This is a genomic window from Butyrivibrio hungatei NK4A153 (genome assembly GCF_000424465.1).
Lineage (GTDB): Bacteria > Bacillota > Clostridia > Lachnospirales > Lachnospiraceae > Butyrivibrio > Butyrivibrio hungatei_A.
In genome coordinates this window covers 113021-135272 of sequence record NZ_KE384197.1, presented here as the reverse complement: position 1 = coordinate 135272, position 22252 = coordinate 113021, and the positions used below count along the sequence as shown (strand labels likewise).

The 22252-nt window shown below is 38.7% G+C and carries 13 protein-coding genes; 11 read left to right on the top strand and 2 right to left on the bottom strand.

Features of this window, described 5'->3' with window-relative positions:
• Window positions 1–2: 2 nt before the first annotated feature.
• The 10 genes from G628_RS18325 (at window position 3) to G628_RS0114535 (ending at window position 19079) form a co-directional block, all read left to right on the top strand.
• The gene (locus G628_RS18325) at window positions 3–4337 is read left to right on the top strand and encodes an Ig-like domain-containing protein (protein ID WP_027209456.1); all 4335 of its coding nucleotides are present in this window, start codon (window positions 3–5) and stop codon (window positions 4335–4337) included.
• Between the two features lie 201 nt (window positions 4338–4538).
• Window positions 4539–9212, top strand: a complete 4674-nt coding sequence (locus tag G628_RS0114575; RefSeq protein ID WP_027209455.1) for an Ig-like domain-containing protein — start codon at window positions 4539–4541, stop codon at window positions 9210–9212.
• A 268-nt stretch (window positions 9213–9480) separates the two neighbouring features.
• Window positions 9481–10734 (top strand): glycosyltransferase family 4 protein, encoded by a 1254-nt coding sequence (locus tag G628_RS0114570; protein WP_027209454.1) that lies wholly within the window; start codon window positions 9481–9483, stop codon window positions 10732–10734.
• A gap of 26 nt (window positions 10735–10760) precedes the next feature.
• Complete coding sequence (locus tag G628_RS0114565; RefSeq protein ID WP_027209453.1) at window positions 10761–11849, top strand: glycosyltransferase family 4 protein; 1089 nt, start codon at window positions 10761–10763, stop codon at window positions 11847–11849.
• Between the two features lie 107 nt (window positions 11850–11956).
• Window positions 11957–13342, top strand: coding sequence for a sugar transferase (locus tag G628_RS0114560; RefSeq protein WP_027209452.1), 1386 nt, complete (start codon window positions 11957–11959; stop codon window positions 13340–13342).
• Window positions 13343–13400: 58 nt separating this feature from the next.
• Window positions 13401–14570 (top strand): glycosyltransferase, encoded by a 1170-nt coding sequence (locus tag G628_RS0114555; RefSeq protein ID WP_155833828.1) that lies wholly within the window; start codon window positions 13401–13403, stop codon window positions 14568–14570.
• A 42-nt stretch (window positions 14571–14612) separates the two neighbouring features.
• Complete coding sequence (locus tag G628_RS17620; RefSeq protein ID WP_051199236.1) at window positions 14613–15578, top strand: glycosyltransferase family A protein; 966 nt, start codon at window positions 14613–14615, stop codon at window positions 15576–15578.
• A gap of 6 nt (window positions 15579–15584) precedes the next feature.
• On the top strand, window positions 15585–16532 hold the full coding sequence (locus G628_RS0114545) for a glycosyltransferase family 2 protein (RefSeq protein ID WP_027209450.1): 948 nt from the start codon (window positions 15585–15587) through the stop codon (window positions 16530–16532).
• A gap of 4 nt (window positions 16533–16536) precedes the next feature.
• Window positions 16537–17976: a lipopolysaccharide biosynthesis protein gene (locus G628_RS0114540; RefSeq protein ID WP_027209449.1), complete on the top strand. Its 1440-nt coding sequence runs from the start codon at window positions 16537–16539 to the stop codon at window positions 17974–17976.
• Window positions 17976–19079 carry a DegT/DnrJ/EryC1/StrS family aminotransferase gene (locus G628_RS0114535; RefSeq protein ID WP_027209448.1) on the top strand — a complete coding sequence of 368 codons (1104 nt, stop codon included), beginning with the start codon at window positions 17976–17978 and terminating at the stop codon, window positions 19077–19079. The genes G628_RS0114540 and G628_RS0114535 overlap by 1 nt, the downstream gene beginning before the upstream one ends.
• Before the next feature lie 20 nt (window positions 19080–19099).
• On the opposite strand, the gene G628_RS0114530 is transcribed toward G628_RS0114535, so the two are convergent.
• Entirely contained in the window at window positions 19100–20095 is a 996-nt protein-coding gene (locus G628_RS0114530; RefSeq protein WP_027209447.1) for an NAD-dependent epimerase/dehydratase family protein, read from the bottom strand.
• Window positions 20096–20108: 13 nt separating this feature from the next.
• Entirely contained in the window at window positions 20109–20816 is a 708-nt protein-coding gene (locus tag G628_RS0114525; protein WP_027209446.1) for a WbqC family protein, read from the bottom strand.
• Between the two features lie 114 nt (window positions 20817–20930).
• Here G628_RS0114525 and G628_RS0114520 point away from each other — a divergent pair, with 114 nt between their 5' ends.
• Window positions 20931–22190: a hypothetical protein gene (locus G628_RS0114520; protein ID WP_027209445.1), complete on the top strand. Its 1260-nt coding sequence runs from the start codon at window positions 20931–20933 to the stop codon at window positions 22188–22190.
• Window positions 22191–22252: the final 62 nt, after the last annotated feature.

Sequence of the window (22252 nt, the reverse complement as noted above, 5' to 3'; positions counted from 1 at the left end):
GTATGAAGAAGGTCAAATTAAGGTCTATGGCGAAAAGAATGCTTCCGGTAATGTTGATACCGATTCTTTTGTTCGGAAACTATGCCACAATCACGGCTTCTGCTGAGGAAGTAACTGCTCAGGAGAAGGCAGTGGAGGAGAAGGCTACTGAAGAGAAGAAGTCTGAGGAAAAGGCTTCAGAGGAAACAAGCAAGGAAGATAAGGCTAAGGAAGAGAAAGCTGCTGAAGAAAAAGCCAAGGAAGATAAGGCTAAAGAAGAGAAAGCTGCTGAAGAAAAAGCCAAAGAAGATAACTCCAAAGAGGAAAAAGCCAAAGAGGACAAATCTAAGGAAGAAAAGGCAAAAGAAGATAAGTCTAAAGAAGAGAAAGCTTCAGAGACTAAGGCTTCAGAAGACAAGAAAACCACAGAGACAACTGACTCCAAGACTGATAAGAGCAAAGAGTCGGACGAGAGTGACAAGAAAAGTGATAAGAATGAAGATAGCTCTAAGTCTGATGAAAGCACACCGGATGTGGTAGAACCTGTAAAGAACGTAGACGACGTACTTGAGAACAAGCAGGAGACCACACCTGAAGAGACTGAAAAGAAGGAAGATACAGACAAAAAGCCTGTTAAGAAAAAAGATAAAAAGGTTACAATAAGTTTCGATATACAGAACAAAGGCAATAGCGGATTGAAGATTTCTGCTGAGGATAAGAATGACATAGGCAGATACTATTCTTTTAATGTTGACGGAGAAGAAGATTCTGCAGAGGTTGTTTTCAGCTATTCTATTGCAAGTTTTTATGAATTGTATTTTGTTTCAGGTGACGAGTTCACTGTAGATGCAAAGGAACATACCATCACATGCAAATTGGAAGACCTGAAGGACGGCGAGAATAAGTTCAAGTTCACAGGTAAAGTTGATGTGACAGATAAAGACGCTCCTGCAATCTCAGAGCCCGGAGCAAAGGGAGATGCGGATTACACAGGAAGCAACGGAGAAGCTGTTGTAGCAGGTTCAGACAAGTCAAAGCCTGCTTTCACAGTAAAAGTTACTGACGAGGGATCGGGCGTTGATAAGGTTTATGCTGTAGATTCATATGGCACACAGCGTGAAATGTCAGGAGATGACGGTTCATATTCATGGTCTCCTTCAAATTACGGAAATTACAAGATCGTAAAGGTAATCGCTAAAGATAAACTTGGAAACAATTCAGAGAGCGGAGTGGGAGATATTCCTCTTATCTGCTACTATGCTTCAGATGAAGAGAAGAATTTCAGAGTAAATACAAAGACGGAAGACTGGTATTCACTTGCAGCAAATAATGAATCAAACTTTATGCTTGAAGTAACAGGTATATCCAACCGTGAGGTTCAGGAGATCACTGTTTCCGATGTAACAGCAAAGTTTGATATTTCAAGAAACAACTACGGCGGAAGATATACATTCAGAGCCAATATTCCGCTTCCTGTAAAAGAAGGCGAAAAAGAATATGAAGTAAAATGTCTTTTCTACGGAGACAAAGAGGCAAAGACAATTGCAAAGAAGACAGTAAGAATCGATAACACAGCACCTTCTGCAGAAATTATAGTAGACGGTGAAGAAGAGAAGCTCACTCCTTTTGAGAGATTCCTTCGTCTGTATGACAGATTCGGATGGTTTGCTTCAAACAAAGACATAAATGTCCTTATCAAGGTTCCAAAGAACTGCGACGGCGAGACAAAAGATAAGAAAACCAGCGGATTCTACGGTATTGTTTACAACGTAAACGGCCAGAGAAGAGAAAAGACAATTAACGATGCAAGCGGCAAGAGTGATAAAGAATATTACGTATTTGAGGAAAGAGTTCGTTCATATGGCGGATTATCAGAGTGCAAATACGATGTAGAAGTAGTAAGTATCAGAGACTATGCAGGAAACGTGGCAGATCACGTTGAAGGCGGAACAGGTTCATTCGTTATCGATAAGTCTGCACCTACCATCGTTTACGACGTTGACGGAATGGTTGCACAGGACGAGAACAGAATGTATTTTGGCGGCAATGGTCGCGGTACGGTAACAATCGAAGATATGGATCTTGATATTGATTCTATCAAGTTTACAGAAGGTTCCGGAGACAACTTCAAGTATGCTATTCCTTCTTACAATGAAAAAGAGAGCGACGGAAAGCATAAGGCTGTTTACGATTTCAGACTTGAAGGCGACGGAACATACAAGATCGAGACATATGCTAAGGATACACTCGATCAGGAAAATACAGCGCTCAGTAATGAGATGGTTGTTGATACAACAGCTCCCAAGATTGAGATTTCTTATGATAAAGAAGCTCCTTCGGCAGACGGAAACAAGTACTATGCACAGAACGTGCAGGTAACCGTTAAGGTAGATGAGAAGTGGCTTGATGAGACTAAGTCTTTTGTATATATCAAAAAGCTTGATGTTTCAGGCGCAGAAGTAGGTCATGCACCTCTTAATGACTGGAGCGGAGACCTTGGAGATGAGAGCCATCAGATCACATTTACAACTGACGGCGACGGAATGTATCAGATTTCGGTTGAAGCTTATGATATGTCCGAGAACCACGAAAGCGCAGAAGGAAACAAGTTTGGTGTAGATACTACAGTACCTGAGGTAACACTTACATTTGATGAGAACGATCCTCAGAATGACAAGTACTACAACAAGCCCAGAACAGCTACTCTCACAGTTACAGACTTCTCTTTCTACAACGAGGGAGAAACACTTGATATCGACCAGAAAGTTGGCGGTGCAGAAGTAGACGGATGGGCAAACACAGGCCTTAACACATACACACGTACAATTAAGTTTGCGGAAGACGGATTCTACAGCTTCAATTTCCTTTGCAAGGACAGAGCGGGAAATGAGTCAAAGAATGTTTATGAAAAAGAATTTGTAATTGACCGCACATCACCTGAAATAAATGTTACATACAACAAAATAGCTGTTGGAAACGAGAAGTTCTACAAGGACACAAGAGTTGCAAACGTAGACATTAAGGAAATGTCTTTTGCAGACAAGCTCGTTGAAGTTACACCTCAGTCTATTCCTGATGTTTCATCAGTGCCCGGACTTTCAGGATTTGCTTCAAACAACTTCAACAACGTTTCACACATCTCATTCAGTGAGGATGGAACATACGGCTACACGATCAAGTGCACAGACCTTGCAGGTAATACATCAAAAGAATTCACATCTGATGTATTCATTATCGACAAGACAGCACCTGAAGTAACATTCTCGGGAGTTGAGAACTACTCAGCAAACAACGGTGTGGTAGCACCTTCGGTAGTTTATGGAGACAAGTATATTGATATAGATGCATCCAAGGTTGCTCTTAAGGGCGCAAACAACGGCGGAGTAAACGTGGAATGTGCAATTAAGCCTATTGAGAACGGCTTCTCAGTTTCATACAGCGACTTCTCACATGATAAGAAGATGGATGATCTGTATGTACTCGAAGCAACAGTTCGCGACAAGGCAGGAAACGAGACCAAGGACAAGCTTGTGTTCTCAGTTAACCGTCACGGTTCGGTATTCGTAATCGGTGACGTTGCAAAGAAGTTCAACGAGAAGTACTACATAAATGAGCCCAAGGATATCACGATCACAGAGATCAACATCGACGAGCTCACACAGAAGAACGTTTCAATAAGCCGCGACGGAGATATCAAGGACCTCAGAAAGGGAAAAGATTTCTCAGTTAAGCAGCAGGGAAATGAAACATCTTGGAAGACATATACATACACAATTTCCAAGAACAACTTCAATGAAGACGGTGTTTATGCATTAACCGTTTACAGTAAAGATAAAGCTACAAACGTACAGGATAACAAATCAAGAGATGCAGAAGTATCATTTGCAATTGATATGACCGCACCCGGAATTGTTGCCGCAGGAATTGAACAAGGCGGAGTATACAAACAGGAATCACTCGACTTCAACGTCAACGTAACAGATAACATGGGCGTATCAAAGCTTTCTATCTGCAATAACGGAGAAGAAATTGATTCTTGCACAGGAGAAGAGCTTGAGGAAAAAGGCGGAGTAAGAAGTCTTACACTTAAGGAAGCCGATAAGGTACAGGAAATCACGGTTATTGCCGAGGACCTTGCTGGTAATAAGGAAACAATGGCAATTGGCGGAATACTCGTAACAACCAAGCAGGAAGTAATTGATGATAATAAGACTGCTTTGGATCCCGAGCCCGGACCGAAGCCCGGAAATGTACCAAGCCCTGCAAACAGCATGTCATATTTTGTATTTGCAATTGCTGCAATCGCAACATTGTCAGTCGGCGGCGGAGCAATCTGGCTTATTAGGATGAAGAAATAAATAAAAAAATAAATAACAAACAAAAGAGCAGTTTAACGACTGCTTTTTTGTTTGGAAAAAATAATTTCACATTTGTTTTTTCGTATGAAAATATATTGTCAACTGCGCAGAACTGCGGTACTATAAACGATGCTGGGCGTATTAGCCCGCATGCTTTTGGGGAAAAGCATATAAAGTCTGGAAATATCTTGGAGGAGAAGTATGATGTACACCAAAGTCAAGGCTATTGCGAAAAAAGTGCTTCCGGTTATGATGGTACCAGTTCTTTTATTCGGCAATTATGCCACAATCACGTCTTTTGCAGACGAACTCGAAATGTCTGCAGGAAATTCCACAGAAGAAAAACAAAAAACAGAAACAGAACAAAACAGTACAAGTACAGAAAATGGCCCTACAACGAATGGTCCTGTAATAATCGATGGAGAGGATAAGTCCAAACCGGTTGAGCCAAAGAGCGAGTCCGGAGCAGAACAGGATATTTCAAATTCCGGTGATTTAAACAAGCAGGAAGATGAAAAATTGGGCGGCGCATCAGAGCAGAGGGATGAAGCCGGCAACGATTTACCAAAGCAGAATGGCGTAGGTGCCGATGGTTCAACGGAACAGAATGGTAAAGAAACCGTAGAGCCAGGCAATGCAGAATCATACGATTTAGGAAAAATGGACGGAGCAAAAAGCAAAGATGTAGCTCGAAATTTGCTGACATCTATGGCTGTTATCGGTAATACCGGAAATCAATTAGATCTTTTGACAAAAGCCAAAGACGGAGTGTCTAATCAGGATAATCAGGCGAAGAATACCACTCCCTCAACTCCCAAAGTAAAAAAATGCAATATATCATTTAAAATTGAGAATAGAGCCGAAGGTGATTTTAAGCTTTATTTGGATGGTGATGAAATCGACGGTAATACATATTCTTTTGACGTGTCGGAAGACAGTGAGTCAAGAGAAATTGTTTTTAACTATGCACTTGCCGACAACTACAAGCTGGAAGAAGTTTCGGGCGGCACTATAGATACTGAAGAAAAAACTATCACATGTTCATACGAAGATATTGATTTCGGCGATGATAGTGAAAATGATGCCGGAAACAATAATGACAACGAAAACAATAACGATAATGATGCCGGAAACAATAACGACAACGAAAACAGTAGCGAAAACAATAACCACGACGGTGATGGCGAAAACAACACAGATAATACTAACAGCGGAAGCAATAGTGGAAGCCATGGACAGGAAGAACTCAGCAAAGATTACACATTCTCCGCTACAGTGATCAAGATCGACGCCGAAGGCCCTTCCATTGAATCACCTTCTATAAACACTGAAACGGGTGCGGTTCAATATGAAGGAAGCGACGGAAAAAGTGTTATAGCTTCATCAAATAACGATAATCTGGTATTTACAGTAAAAGTAAAGGACGAGAAGTCAGACGTTGACGAAAACGAAGTGTTTATTGTTGACTCGAAAGACGCAAAGCACCTACTGACTAAGCGCGAGAATGATGAAAACATCTATACCTGGTCACCAAGCGAGGTTGGCAACTATTCGATCAAAAAAGTAATCGCAAAAGATAAGTGGGGCAACGAATCATCCATTCCTAATAATGATGATGATGAAATGTCGGATCTCTTTAATTCTTTCCCGACAATCTGCTATTATCCGGAAGACGAGGAGAACAAGTTATCTGTTAACACTATCGATAATGAAGGAGAGTGGCAGCAGGTTAACTCAAAAACGTTTGGAATGACGATTGAGACTGAGAATAAAACAGTCAGAGAGATAGAGTCGGTAAAGATAAAGAAAACAGACGAGAGCGGAAATACGTCTGAAATTCCTGTCGATAAATCTCAGATACAGCGCAGCTTTTCAAATGATTCAAGTTCAGACGGAAAGCACTATTTCAGCGTAACAGTTAATATACCTGTAGAAGAAGGCGAAAAGATTTATGAAGTAAGCTGCCATTTTTACGGCGACAGCGAGAAAGACGAAAACGATAATGACATAGACTTATACAAGCAGGTTGCCACGAAGACTGTTAGAATCGACAACACGGCTCCATCAGCGGAGATTGTTGTTGAAGGTGATGAGAATGAGATTAACCTCACTTCATTTGGCAGATTTTTCCACGATTTTACGCGAGGATGGTTTGCGGCTAACAGCGATATAACTGTACTCATCAAGGTTCCGAGGAACTGCGACGGTGCGACGGATGTCAAGAAGGTCAGCGGTTTCGATAGCATAACATACAAGGTTAATTATGACGGTAAAGACAAAGTAGTAACCAAGAAAATCAACGACATTAACGCTTCTAAGAGCACGGATGAGTATTATGTGTTCGAGGAAAAGATAAGATCAACAGGCGAACTTAACATAGACGATTATAAAGTTCAAGTGCTCAGTATTTGCGACGCTGCAGAAAATGTCGCAGATCATGCGAAGGACAACAAAGAGTTTGGAAGGACAAGATTCATTATAGACAGAACTGCACCGACTATTGTTTATGATATCGACGGACAGGTTGCGCAGGACGAAAACAGACTTTATTTTGATGGCAGCGCACGCGGAAAGGTAACTATCGAAGATATCGATCTTAAGGTTGATTCAATCAAATTCAGAAACGAAGACGGATCGGTTAAGTATGTAGTTCCTTCTTATAATGAAAAAGACAGCACTGAACTTAGCAAGCGCATTTACGATTTCCTTCTCGAAAACGACGGTGCATACAAGATTGAGACAACTGCCAGTGATACCCTCGGACAGACAAGTTCTGAAACAAGCACAGAGATAGTTGTCGATAAGACTGCCCCCAAGATTGAGATAACCTATGATAAAGAAGCACCTTCCGCAGACGGAAACAAGTACTATCCTTCAAACGTTCAGATCACTGTAAAGGTAAACGATAAATGGCTTGATAAAACAAGTTCTTTTGTCCGTGTGAAAAAAATTGATGTGGCAGGCGGAGAAGTTGGTGTTGAGCCGCTAAATAACTGGAGCGGAGATCTTGGCGACGATGAACATGTCATAACATTTACAACTGACGGCGACGGTTTCTACCAGGTTTCGGTTGAAGCGAATGATATGTCAAAGAACCATGACAGCGCTGAAGGAAACAAGTTTGGCGTAGATACTACGGTTCCTGAAGTTACGCTTACATTTGACGAGAACGATCCTCACAATGATAAGTACTATGATAAGGCAAGAACAGCAACCATCACGGTTACAGATTTTTCTTTTAACGAAGATGAAGCGAAGCTTGCAATTGATGAGCAGATCGGAAAAGCATCTGCGAGCAGCTGGGCAAACACAGCGGTTAATGTATATACACGCACGGTAAGCTTTGAGCAGGACGGAAAGTATACGCTCAAGTTTAACTGTAAGGATAAGGCAGGAAACAGCTCCAATGAGGTTTCTGAGGCGGAGTTCGTAATCGACCGTACAGCGCCTGAGATAAATGTTTCATATAACAGCCTTACACCCGGAAACGGTAAGTATTACAAGGATACACGAATCGCAAATGTAAATATTAAAGAGATGTCTTTTGACGACAAACTTGTTGAACTGGCGCCTCAGCCTGTAAGCGACTTGGGTACAATGCCGGGACTTGGCGGTTTCTCGTCATCGGATGACAAGAACGTTTCGCAGATCTCATTCAGTGAAGACGGAACCTATGGATATATCATTAAATGTAAAGACCTTGCGGGCAACACGGCAACCGAGTACATGTCGGATATATTCATTATTGATAAGACAGCTCCCGAAGTTAACTTCTCAGGAGTTGAGAACTTCTCGGCCAACAACGGCGAGGTTGCGCCTACTGTAGTTTACGGCGATAAATACATTGATATTCAGGCATCTAAGGTTACTCTGAAGGGTGCAAACAACGGCCCTGTAAATGTCGGAAGTAGCGTGAAACAGATAGAGAACGGCTTTGCGGTTTCATACAGCGATTTTGCGCACGACAAGAGCATGGACGATCTGTACGTGCTTGAGGCGACCGTTTGCGATATGGCGGGAAATCAGACCAAGGACGAACTTGTCTTTTCCGTTAACCGACACGGTTCGGTATTTGTTGTCGGCGATGTTGCAAGGAAATTTAATGAGAAGTACTACATAAATGCGCCAAAAGACATCACGATAACTGAGATCAACATTGATGAGCTCACGCAAAAAGATGTTTCGATAAGCCGCGACGGAAGTATCAGAGAGCTCGTAAACGGCAAGGATTATTCCGTAAGCCGCCAGGGAAGCGATACTTCATGGAAGACATATACCTACACGATTGGTAAAAAGAACTTTGGAACGGACGGAATTTACTCCGTAACGGTTTACAGTAAGGACAAAGCTACAAACATCCAAGATAACAAGTCAAGAGATGCCGAGATCACCTTCGCGGTTGATATGACGGCTCCGGGAATTGTTACCGCAGGACTTGAAGAGGGCGGCGTTTACAAGCAGGATTCGCTTGACTTCAATGTAGACGTAACAGACAACATGGGTGTTGAGAACCTCACCATCTACAAGGACGGTCAGATCGTTAAGGCATGCACCGGTGAAGAACTCGAAGGAGCAGGCGGCGTAGAGACAATCACACTTAACGAGTCTGAGGAAAGACAGTCTGTAACTGTTATCGCACAGGACTATGCCGGCAACAAGGAGACGCTCGCAATCGGAGGTGTCCTTGTATCAACCAAGGAAGTTCCTGTCGAGACAGAGGATATTCTCGGTCAGAAAAAAGAGAATCCTCACAAAAAGAATGCGGCTAGAAACAGCTTATCATTCTTCGTTTACGCACTTGCTGCTGTGGCAGCGTTGTCCGTTAGCGGAGGAGCGGTATATTTACTTAAAGTAAAAAGTAAGGTTGAAAAATAAGATTATGTGATAGAATCTGTTTCGGGAGGAAGTTGGCTATTTTTGACTTCCTTCCGATTTTTCATATAATGTTTACAGCCATTTTCGACAGGTTGCGTGCATTGGCAGATTTGCTATAATGTAAGTGAAAAAATAGTGTTTTATGAATCAGCTGAAGATAATGAATAAAGCAATCGCAAGCCGATAAATATTAAAGCTTCGGGCACGCCCGGAGCTTTAATCAAGTGGCGGCAAAAATAAGAGGAGCACGGTAAACGGGTTTTTTATAATGAAAATACTTATGGTTAATAAATTCCTTCATCCAAACGGAGGATCTGAAACATATATATTTAAGCTGGGCGAAGCACTTGTGAAGCTGGGACATGAAGTCCAGTACTTCGGAATGGAGCATGAAGGCAGATGCGTAGGAAATGCGGTCAATGCCTATACTTCTGACATGGATTTCCATGGAGGTAGTAAACTCAGCAAACTCACGTATCCCATTAAGACAATATACAGCACAGAAGCTAGAAAAAAGATAAAACTTGTTCTCGATGATTTTGAACCTGATGTTGTTCATTTAAACAACTTTAATTACCAGCTTACGCCGTCGGTGATTCTTGAAGTTGTTAATTGGAGAAAAGAGAAATCAAGAGACTGTAAGATTATATTTACGGCGCATGATTATCAGCTTCTTTGCCCAAACCATATGTTTAATAATCCGCAGACGCACGAAAACTGTGAGAAGTGCGTGGGCGGACATTTTGCGAATTGCATAAAGGGAAGATGCATACACGGTTCTGCGGTCAAGTCGGTTGTCGGAGCTATGGAAGCGTATTTCTGGAAATATAAGGGAACATATAAGTACATTGATAAGATAATCTGTTGTTCGGAGTTTATGAAGACCAAAATGGATACAAATCCTGTATTTGCCGGTAAAACTATTGCGATGCATAACTTTATCACGCATGCCGATAAAGAAGCTGCGACGTGCGGTGAATCCACATTCTACAAATCGTCATCATACAACAACGCGCATGAAGATAAATATGTTCTGTACTTTGGAAGATATTCATGGGAAAAAGGAATCAAAACCCTCATCAAAGCGTGTGAGAAACTTCCTGATATAAACTTCATTTTCGCGGGAAGCGGTGAATATGCAGAAGAAATTGAGAAACTTCCCAATGGCAAAAATGTCGGTTTCAAAACCGGAGAAGAGCTTGATGCGCTCATAAGAAACGCAGAATTTACGATATATCCATCCGAATGGTATGAGAACTGTCCGTTCTCCGTTATGGAGAGCCAGGAGCGACTGGTTCCTGTAGTAGGAGCGAATATAGGCGGGATTCCCGAGCTTGTAGAGGATGGGAAGACAGGCAGACTGTTTAAGAGTGGTGATTCAAAAGAGCTTGCGGATACAATTAAGAATCTTTGGAACAATCCGGAAGAACTTGGCAGATACAGAGAAAACCTCAAAGAATTAAGACGTCTCGACGCAGATGAATACGCGAGGGAACTTTTAACCTTACTTGGTGAGCTATAAATATTGAGCAACGGAGAAAATACTACATGAAAATATTGTTTCTTCCAAACTGGAAAGTGGAACAATGCGAAGAAATACCAAAAGATAAGCAACCGCCTGATTATTATGTGAAATGGCAGGATTATTGGTTTTTCAGATATTTTACAGAGAAACCTGATGTTGATGTTCTTGATATTTCATCTGCAAGGTGGATTGAGAATTTTGAGAAAAATAAGATACGTTTCTATGTGATTCAGGCGCTTAAGGCGATTCCCAAGCTTAATAAGTATGATCTTATCATTTCACATGGAATGCAGAGCGGCGTTGTAATAAGCCTTTGGAGGCGATTTTTTAAGACAAAATCAAAGCACATTGTTTTTGATATAGGTGCATTTAACAGTGCGGCAGAGAGTGGCGCTGCACTTAAGTTGATGCAATTTGCCAGCAGGTCAATCGATGGATTTATTTACCATACAAGTAGCCAGATAAAATACTATGAGAAGTTTTTTCCATGGATTGTGGATAAGGCGAAGTTTATAAGATTTGGTACGGATGCTGATTATTTTTCTCCAAAAAAAAGTGAGTTGATTGAAACTTATGCATCTGGTGAAGGATATAAAGGTTTGGGTGAAATTCCATATTGTATCTGTGTTGGCTATTCCAAGAGAGATTGGGATACGGTAATCAAGGCATTTGAGCTGTGCAGGCCGGATAATCTCAGGCTTCTTCTGGTAGGGCATGTTGAAGATAAATATAAAGATATAGCCAATGTTGAACAGAAGGGCTTTGTTTCAATCGATGAGCTAAAAAAACTGATCATAGGTGCCCAATTTGGTATCCTTCCGTTAAAATCATATAATTATTCATACGGACAAATGACACTACTTCAACAGATGGCTATGGGGAAATGCGTGATCGTATCTAAAGTGCCGAGCCTTGTAGATTACTATGAGGAAGGCGTGACTGCGATTTCTTATGAGCCGGAGAATGCGGATGAGCTTGCAGATGCTATCAGGTGCGTGCATTCCAATGATGGTATGCGCAATGCGATTGGTAAGAATGCAGCCGAGTATGTGAAGAATATAAGTAACGAATGTACAATGGCAAAAGAAATAGAACTTTTTTTAAAATATTGAGATAGTATATTTTTGAAAATCAGAAATAATTATTCACAGAATTGTAATAAAAAAAACAGCTGAATATGTTATACTTCTAGGGGAAAAGTTTAGTTGAGGGTTTTTAAATGAAAAAGAATACGATACAGAAAAGATATATATATAGATTTATATGTACAGCACTTTTATGCATACTAGCAACAGGAATGTTTCTTGTTGCATGGTATAACTTTGTGTTTGAGAACAATCATACCGGAAATCTTCTTGGAACCGGAAATCTTGGCATGGCAATTGGAATATATTTTGTTCTATATTATTTTATCGGAAGGTCACTTAGAGTATTTAGGATTGGTGTTGATAGAAAGGCCAATCTATTGGCATCACAAGTAATGACAATATTTATTGTGGATTTTTGCGAGACTTTCATTTCTTGTGCTATTACGGGGCAATTTAGGTATTTCTTAATTTTTACAGTGATATATTTAATTCTGGCATTTGTACAAAGTTTTGTTTTATGTTTACTAATAATTCCGCTTGTAGATATTTACAGAAAGCTCTTTAAGCCACAGCGCATTTTGGAAATTTATTGTGATGATTCCAATGAAAAAACTGAGTTTATGAATGATCGACCGGATAAGTATAGGGTTGTTGATTCGATTAATGTTACAGAGGGGTTGGAGAAAATTTTCTCATGTGTATCACAATATGAGGCGGTTCTTCTTAATGATATTCCATCAGAACTCAAGAATGATATACTTAAGGAGTGCTTTAGAATAGGTAAAAGGGTATATTTTACTCCGAAGATTGCGGATATAATCGGCAAGAATTCTGAGAATATAAATCTTTTTGATACGCCGCTTTATTTGTGTAGAAATAGTGCTATGGGCATGTGTCAGCGTTTTTTAAAAAGATTTTTTGATTTGTTCTTTTCGATTTTGGCATTTGTTATATTGAGTCCGATTTTTATAATTGTTGCAATTGCCATAAAGCTTGAAGATAAAGGGCCTATATTTTTTAAACAAGACAGGGTTACTATTGGTGGGAAGGTTTTTAGCATCTTGAAGTTTAGATCGATGATTGTAGATGCTGAAAAGGATGGAAGACCTCACCCTGCGGGAGAAGCAGATGATCGTATAACGAGAGTGGGGCGTTTTATCCGTCCGACAAGGATTGATGAACTTCCTCAGCTTCTGAATATTATTGCGGGTGATATGTCTATTGTCGGACCTAGACCTGAACGAGTTGAACATGTAGAGAAGTACACAAATGATATACCGGAGTTTTCTTTTAGACTGAAAGTTAAGGGGGGGCTTACAGGAGTTGCACAGGTTTTTGGTAAGTATAATACAAGTCCGTTAAACAAGCTTAAGATGGATTTATATTACATAACAAACTATTCGCTTCTTCTCGATCTTCAGATTATTTTTGAAACTGTTAAAATTCTCGTTCAGAAAGAAAGTACTGAAGGGTTCTCAGAGGAAAAACAAAAAGAAATGCATCAAGCGCAGAAGTGATATAATTGTGGAGGTGGTAACACCTCCCTTTTTATGATTGAAAGAGTGGTATAGTATATTGGAAAATAAAATTAAAACAATTGCATATGACCTTATTACTGCCCAGCCTTCCTATGGCAGCAAGTTTCATGGTGGCGGAGAATATGTAAAAGCTGTTTTTGAAGAACTTGTGAACAAGTATCAGGGGAATGGGGCAGAGATTATCGCATTCTATGCAAAGGATAGATTTCTGGATGATTGGATAAAAGATATAATTAGGCAAAAAAATATAAAAACAGTATATATTGATTCTCCTAATGATATTATAAGCAAGATTTCAAACGGTGAAGTAAAGTGTGATGTTTTCTATTCGGCGGGTACCATAGTATTTGATAGAAGTGTGCTCCCAAAAGATATGGTTACGATAGGGACATTCCACGATCTTAGAGATTTTGAGGAGCCTGTAGATAATTATTCGCATATTTATTATGATGGAATGGTTGACAAAATCAAGCAATATGGCAAGTATGTCAGACGAAAATATCTTAGGAACAGAAATCAAGGCAGATATGCTGTATGTGCGGCCGGATATGACAAGATAGTATGTGTTTCTGAGCATACAAAGGCTATGATGGAAACTTATCTTCCTGAAACGAGAGATAAGATTGAAGGGGTGTTATATACTCCGAGTAAGCATTATATGGCCCCTAGAAACGATAAGATCAGTCTGAATGTTGGAGCAGATTATATTTTAATGATCAGCACCAACAGGTGGATAAAAAACTCATATAGAGCAATAATGGCATTGGATTATCTTTATGATAATAAGCTTATTGATAGAAAGACTGTACTGGTAGGCGGATTATCCAAAGCTATCGGGAAGAGTATAAGAAATCCTGATATGTTTGATATTATCCCATATGTTAATCCTGATGAACTTGAATATCTTTATTCCAATTGTGGCCTGTTTTTGTATCCGACTCTCAATGAAGGCTTTGGAATGCCTCCTCTTGAGGCCATGAAATATGGTAAGACATGTGTTATTTCTGCTTTGTGTTCTTTGCCGGAGCTATATGCTGGAAGTTCATATCTTATTGATCCGTATAGTGTAGAAGAGATGGCTTCGCATATACAGATGGCACTCAATAATCCTATAGATAGAACGGATATAGCAAATATATATAACAAGATTACGCAGAGACAGAGCGATGATCTTAGTAAACTGGCTGATATGATTGTCGGAATTTGAAATGGATTTTTTGGAATATATTTAGAATAGAGGATTAAAGATATGTATTATGCACCGGTGATAATTCCTACATTATGTAGATTTGATCATTTTAGAGAATGCATGGAGTCTCTTTCCGGTAATACCTGGGCAAAAAATACAGAAATATATATAGGATTGGATTACCCTTCTAAGGAAGAACATCGAGAGGGATATGAAAAAATCTGTATGTATCTGGAAGAAACAAGTTTTCCTTTTTTGAAGGTCAATGTATTAAAAAGAGAAAGTAACTATGGTGTATCGAGAAATGTTGAAGATCTGCGAAGTGTTGTCAGAGAAAAGTATGACAGATTCATTTTTACAGAGGATGACAATGTTTTCTCTGACAGATTTTTGGAATATATAGATACGATGCTGGAACGTATCAAGGACAGGGATGACGTTTTTGGAGTATGTGGCTATTCGTACCCTATTAACTACAATGTTGATGAACTTGACGATGTGACTGATGGGCAAAATAGCGGATACAGTTTTATGGTAAAAACAGCTTTTCCTGCTTGGGGATATGGAACATTCTTTGATAAAAGAGATAAGTTTCTGAGTGAGTATACACATGAGTTTCTGGTATGTAGCATCAAAAATGGAGTGAATGGGGAGTTGATAAAGAAACTTGGAAAAATATATACCGGGTGGTATGTGAACAGAGCTTGCGATAAGAATATTACTTATAATGACATAGATATTCAGTTATATGAAACAATAACCAATAAAATGAGTATTATGCCGCATAAAAGCCTTGTAAGAAATATGGGATGGGACGGAAGCGGAATCAATTGTCAAACAGGCAGATATGATTTTTCTTCTCAGGAACTGTATTATGAAGAATTTTCAGACAGTATCTTTCCACAGGATGATAACAGAGAAAAAGAAATATGGAAATTTATTAGCGGTTTAAATTCATTAGATAAAATTACGGAGCTTAAGATTAAGATAAAACATGTTCTTATAAAACTGGGAATAAAGAGATAAGAGAGTATGTTATCTGTAATAGTTGTAGACTATAACTCAATAGAAAAAACGCTCAAATATATACGTGATATAAGCAAAAAGCTGATTGTGGACGGGGATATCCACTATATTATTGTGGATAATCATTCCGATGTTGAGAACTTATGTGAAAATCACAAGTACTCACATTGCTTTAGCGGCAAAGAGAAACTTACGCACAAGAAAAGTGATGAATTCGAAGGTAAAAGAGTAAGCAGGTATTCTTTTGGCGGTAAGAGCCTTACGTACATATCAGCCGGAGAGAATCTGGGATATGCCAAAGGTAATAATCTGGGAATGCGACTTTCGGAAAAACTTTTTGGAGATGAGTATTACCTTGTATCAAATAATGATATTGAGATTTCGGACACGTTTGATTTTGGTAGGATAAAAGGAATATTTGACAGAAATACTGCTATTGCCGTTATAGGCCCCAAAATTGTAGGACTTGACGGAGAGGTTCAGAGTCCTAACCGTAAGCCGACAGCTTTTGGAAATCTTGTCATGACATACCTGTCAATGGCTACTCATGATAAGATCTTTAAATGGAATGATGTTGATTATACGGATGAGAGTAAGATTTGTTACAGGGTTATGGGTTCGTTTATGCTCATTCGTGCTTCTGCGATGTCTGAGGTGGGGATGTTTGATGAAAAAACGTTTATGTTCGCGGAAGAGATGATCTTGAGCGAGCGTTTGCTGCGGTGCGGATATCTGACATATTTCTATAACGGACTCTCGGTTATTCATGCCCACGGAGAAAGTGTTGATAAGTTAGAAGACAGGTCTGAACCGGTGAGGTGGGCACATGAATCATTATCTTATTATTTTAAGGAATACAGAAAAACTTCCGAAATCATAATCCGGTTCGGGAGAGTTGTATGTGGGCTGTATATAAAACTTTATAAGCTAAAAAAGAAGATTGCATCGAGGTAGTAAAGTGAGTACCGGTAACAAAAAGAAAGTTATTACAAATTTTATATGGAGATTTCTTGAAAGAATCGGGGCGCAGGGTGTTTCTTTTGTTGTATCGATAGTACTTGGAAGAATACTTGACAGAGATGTGTACGGAACAGTGGCACTTGTTACTGTTATTACAGCTATTTTACAGGTTCTTGTGGATAGCGGACTTGGAAATGCGCTTATCCAGAAAAAAGATGCCGATCACTTGGATTTTTCATCTGTATTCTATTTTAATATATGTGCTTGTGCGATTTTATATATGGGAATGTTCTTTGCTGCACCTTTTATTGCGGCTTTTTATAGAGAAAACGAATTGACGGCGCTGGTAAGAGTACTCAGCATTACCATTATAATTTCGGGTGTAAAAAATGTGCAGCAGGCTTATGTATCAAGAAAAATGATATTTAAGAAATTCTTTTTTTCTACTATCGGGGGAACGTTTGTTTCTGCTGTTGCAGGAATTTGGATGGCGCTTAGAGGATACGGTGTGTGGGCGCTTGTTGCGCAGATAGTGATAAATCCAGCCGTTGATACGATTATTTTGTGGATCACGGTGGACTTTAGACCCAGAGCGGAGTTTTCATTTAAGAGACTTAAAGGTCTTTTTTCATACGGATGGAAATTACTTGCTTCGGCTATGCTCAATACCGGATTTGAGAATATAAGAGGCCTCGTCATAGGTAAGATAAACAAGGTGCAGCTTGCGGATTTTAACAGAGGGCAGCAGTTTCCGACGTTTATTATAAATAACATAAATACATCTATAAGCAGCGTCCTTCTTCCGACGATGTCTGAGGAACAGGATGATATTACCAGAATTAAGGCGATGACAAGACGAGCTATCAAGACGAGCACGTATTTTATGGCACCTGCAATGCTGGGGCTTGCTGCATGCAGTGATATTTTTATAAAATTGCTTCTTACAGAAAAATGGCTTCCTGCTGTTCCTTTTTTGATCATATTTTGTATAGTGGATGTCTTTTATCCTATAGCAACGGCAAATCTAAATGCCATGATGGCGATAGGAAGAAGTGATTTGTTTCTGAAACTTGAAATTATCAAAAAGACATCCAATCTATTGATACTTTTAATAACGGTAAGACATGGTGTGATGGCAATTACATATGGTATGATTGTGGCGGAATTTATAGGTCAGGTAGTAAATGCCTGGCCAAACAAGAAACTCATAGGATATTCTTATTGCGAACAAATGCTTGATATACTTCCTACGCTGATGCTATCTGCAGTGATGGCAGCAGTTGTGTATTGTATAAGATTTTTGAATATAAATCTTTTGGCAATGTTGCTTATACAGATTGTGGCCGGAGTAGTATTTTATATACTTGGCTCCGTTATATTTCGGTTTGAGACCTTTAGTTATGTTCTTGGAATTATAAAAGATTGGAAGAAACAATAATGGAAAAAAAGATACTTGTAACAAAATCCTCAATGCCTCCGTTTGAGGAATATATGGATGAGATAAAAGATATATGGGTGTCACATTGGATGACAAATATGGGAGCAAAACACCGTGAGCTTCAAAAACAGTTAAAAGAATATCTCAAAGTAGAAAATATGGATCTTCTTGTAAACGGACATATGGCGCTTGAATTGTCGCTGCAGGCACTTGGGCTTTCAGAGGGGGAAGTTATAACAACCCCATTTACATTTGCGTCTACAACACATGCAATTGTGAGAAACGGTCTTACTCCTGTGTTCTGTGATATTGAACCTGTGACTTATACCATAGATGTTACCAAAATGGAAGAGTTGATAACAGAAAGAACTGTTGCGATTCTTCCTGTACATGTATATGGACATATATGTAACGTAGATGAGATAGAGAGAATAGCTAAGAAGCATAACCTTAAGGTGGTTTATGATGCGGCACATGCATTTGGCGAGACTGTAGACGGAAAGGGTGTAGGAAGTTTTGGAGATGTCAGCTGCTTTTCGTTTCATGCGACAAAAGTATTTAATACAATTGAAGGTGGTGCGGTCTGCTTTAAAGATGAACAATTTGGCAAAGATATTTACAGACTCAAGAATTTTGGAATAAAAAATGAAGAGGTTGTGGACGGAGTCGGAGCAAATGCCAAGATGAATGAATTTTGCGCTGCAATGGGACTGTGCAATCTTAAACATGTCGATTCTGAAATACAGAAGAGAAAAAAGGTTGTCGAAAGGTATCGTGAGCACTTGGAAGGTGTGAAGGGAATACAACTTGCAACATTTCAGGAAAATGTACAGACGAATTATGCTTATTTTCCCGTTGTGTTTGATAAGGATTTATTTGGAAAAAACAGAGATGAGATCTCTGACAGACTTTCAGATGACGGAATAGGGGCAAGAAAATATTTCTATCCTCTTACCAATGAATTTGACTGTTATAAAGGGCAATTTGATGTAAGTTGCACACCGATTGCCCTTAAGGTTAGTAAAAACATCCTTACATTGCCGTTATATGCAGATCTTGATATTGAAGATGTTGATAAGATCTGTAATGTTATATTGGGATAAGGTTTGCTATAACATCTGTTTTAATAAAATGATCCGGAATCCATATGGCGCTTAAAATCATTTAACATGGCAATATAATCGTATTGAGGATTATATCCAAGGTCATTGACTGCAGGTGTTATGTCCATAATATACTGTGGTGCATTAGGAAGATCGGGACGATAGATTATTCCCGATTTCTGGTCCGAAGAACAAAAGACTTCGATGATGCCCTTGATCTGATCCTCGAGCGTAGTGCCGATTCCGGTACCAACATTATAGTGACCGAAAGAACGGTCAACAAACAATGCAAGATAGAGCATACGGCAGAAATCTTTGACATAGATCATGTCTTTTTTTCGTGAGGGATCTCCCCATATTTCTATATCTTCGCCGGCTATAGCTTTGTCTATTATGGAGCGGTAGCCGATTTTTCGTATTTTCCCATCTACATAGAAACTATCGATATCAGACCAAAGATATATTGTAGGAAGTCTGAATATAAAGGCTTTTAGTGCATATTTAAGATTGTAGTGCCTGATCATATCTACTGCAAAATTCTTAGACATTACATAAATTGAATGATCGTTGTTAAGAGAATAATTTGCAGCCATATCTGCGTGAAGTACGGGATTTTTCTCTGAATACTCCTTGATGTCACCAAAACTTTGACTAAACAAAATTCTGTCGACATTTTTTTGGACACAATAGTCTAGAATATTAAGTGTACCTGTTATATTAACATCTATATACTTTTGGGGATTGTATCCTTCCATCCTTGCAGGCATCGCGCCGGCAAGATTAATAACTGCATATGGATTCCGAATGGTATCTAATATCTCAAAGTTACTCTTGGCGGAGATGTCTACTTGATAGTATTTAACGCCGAGAGCATCGAAATAATCTGTCTTTCGTGATCCTATAGCAATAAGCTCATAAGAAGAATCAAGATTATGTTCTTTAAAATATGATACAAAGTATTTGCCGGTATCACCGGTTGCGCCAAATACGAGAATCTGTTTTGGTGTATTGTTCATGTGAAATATCCTTTTATACTAATTCATATTGATTCAATAGTTCTTGAATCCGGTCTTTGGAATTGAACATCATTACATCAATTATAGATAAACCGGGAACAAAAGCGTTATCATACTGCTTATAAACAATGCCGTCGGTCTTTAGGAATCTGAGCTCAAGTCCGTTATCTGCAAAGTGTTCTTTGGAATAAAGCTCTTGACCGCCAATTGCATTAAGATATCTGTCACCGGACAGACGTTTTACTATATCGATAACTTTTGCTTCAGCAACAAGAGATGTATCTTTTTCAAGCTCTGAGGAAAGTATCAGTTTGGTGTGAATGTCAAGGTAATCGCAGATTTCCTGAATGGAAGAAAATAGAAATTTTGCGAGGTTTCCGTTCATTTTGGATAAGATGCGTTCCAAGACAGGATATGCTTCCTTATAGTACGGAGCGTTTTTGTAACAGCGCTGAAGCGTCATATAGAGCTTTTTTTCAAGTCTTGGATCGTCAAATATATCAATTTCGTTTATTTTCTTGTTGGGGCTTGCTTTGGATAACTGAACATTTATATAAAGCGGCTCTGAGTCTGACAATATCCTGTTTCTGTTGATCCATCCACCTTTTATAAAGTTGACGTCATCATATACCACGTATTCATCGACAGCATTCATCAGTTGCCAGTATCCGATATAAGGAAAAAAATACGGTTGCATGATTCCTATTGTTTTATTAGCCATAACTGCGCAATTCCTCCAAATAATCCATATAATAATACTTCAATTGTAGAATGAAAGCAAATATAGTATTATATCTCGGTAGGATTAAAGAATAGATGAGGAATTCACGTTGATATGAAAAATAAATATACGGATTATTCAAATGTAATAACTGATATTATGGCATTTGCTACAATACCATTATTTTTTGTATGGGGAATTATATATTCTTATGGATGGTTTGGAAGAAAATTTATACTTCCACTTCATATTGTGCTTATTTTTTGGTGTGTTTTTTATGTGGGTGTTTGTAGAAAGAATAGGCTGTCCAAGATATATAGGTATATTTTGGCGGGGGTGGGAATTATTGTTGTATCAAGCTTGGTCAATTCATATTTATTGTGGTTAGATGATAATATGCCGGAGATTGATTTGATGATGTATATATATATTGATATTGCGGCTTTTATCATAGCAACGATTTTGTATATTTGTAAAAAAGAACAATTTGAGGTTGGAATGAGTATGTTATCCTGTCTTGTGCTTGGGACGGGAATTTATGGCTATATTAGTTATTTTAGAGTTGTTAAATATTATGGGTGGTTGTATAGACCTTATTCAATATATGGTAATCCTATTCCGGCAGGACATATATTTCTTATATTTTTATGGATTCCGTTGCTACCTAGAGATAGCAGAGTGAGCGATGTAGTAAAAAAAATGGATTCTATAATAAGATTAATAGTCTATGTGCCATTCATTCTACTTACACAATCGAGAAGTATATGGTTTGGACTTTTATTTACAATACTTTTTTTTATCAGTAAAAATTTTCTGACTATTGTGCAAGAGTGGAAAAAAATACCCAAGTCATTGAAATATATAGTGGTGATATCTGTTTTTTTGATTTTGGTTGTTTTTTTTCCGCGTGTTTGTTGGATTATTGAGAATAGGTTTACAAATATAAAAGGCCAACAGCCATACAGACTTAGGATTAATTACATAAAGTATACGTTTCAACAGTTGATGAATAGTAACTTTTTGAAAATATTATTTGGGAATGGAGTGGCTACTTCAAGGATGATGATAGCTAATTCACCATATATGGAAGAGCAGTATAATATGTGCGATAATGCATACATGTCTATATTGTATGAATGGGGGATGGTATCAATAATTACATTGATAATAACTGATGTAAGCGCGTTAAAACTTGCTATAACTAATTCCAATAATAAGTTTGGTGTATGTTGTGCGTATGTAATAATGGCGTCTATAATACCAACTTTTTTTTATGATGTGCAGATGTGGTATACGGTAGTAATACCAATTATGCTGTGTGTACCAGCTGTTTTGGATGGAATAACTTGTCCAACTTCTTCTTTCAATGTATAATAAGATGACTTAGATTGCAATAGTGTATTACTACACTTAATAAACTTTCACAAGGAAAAAAT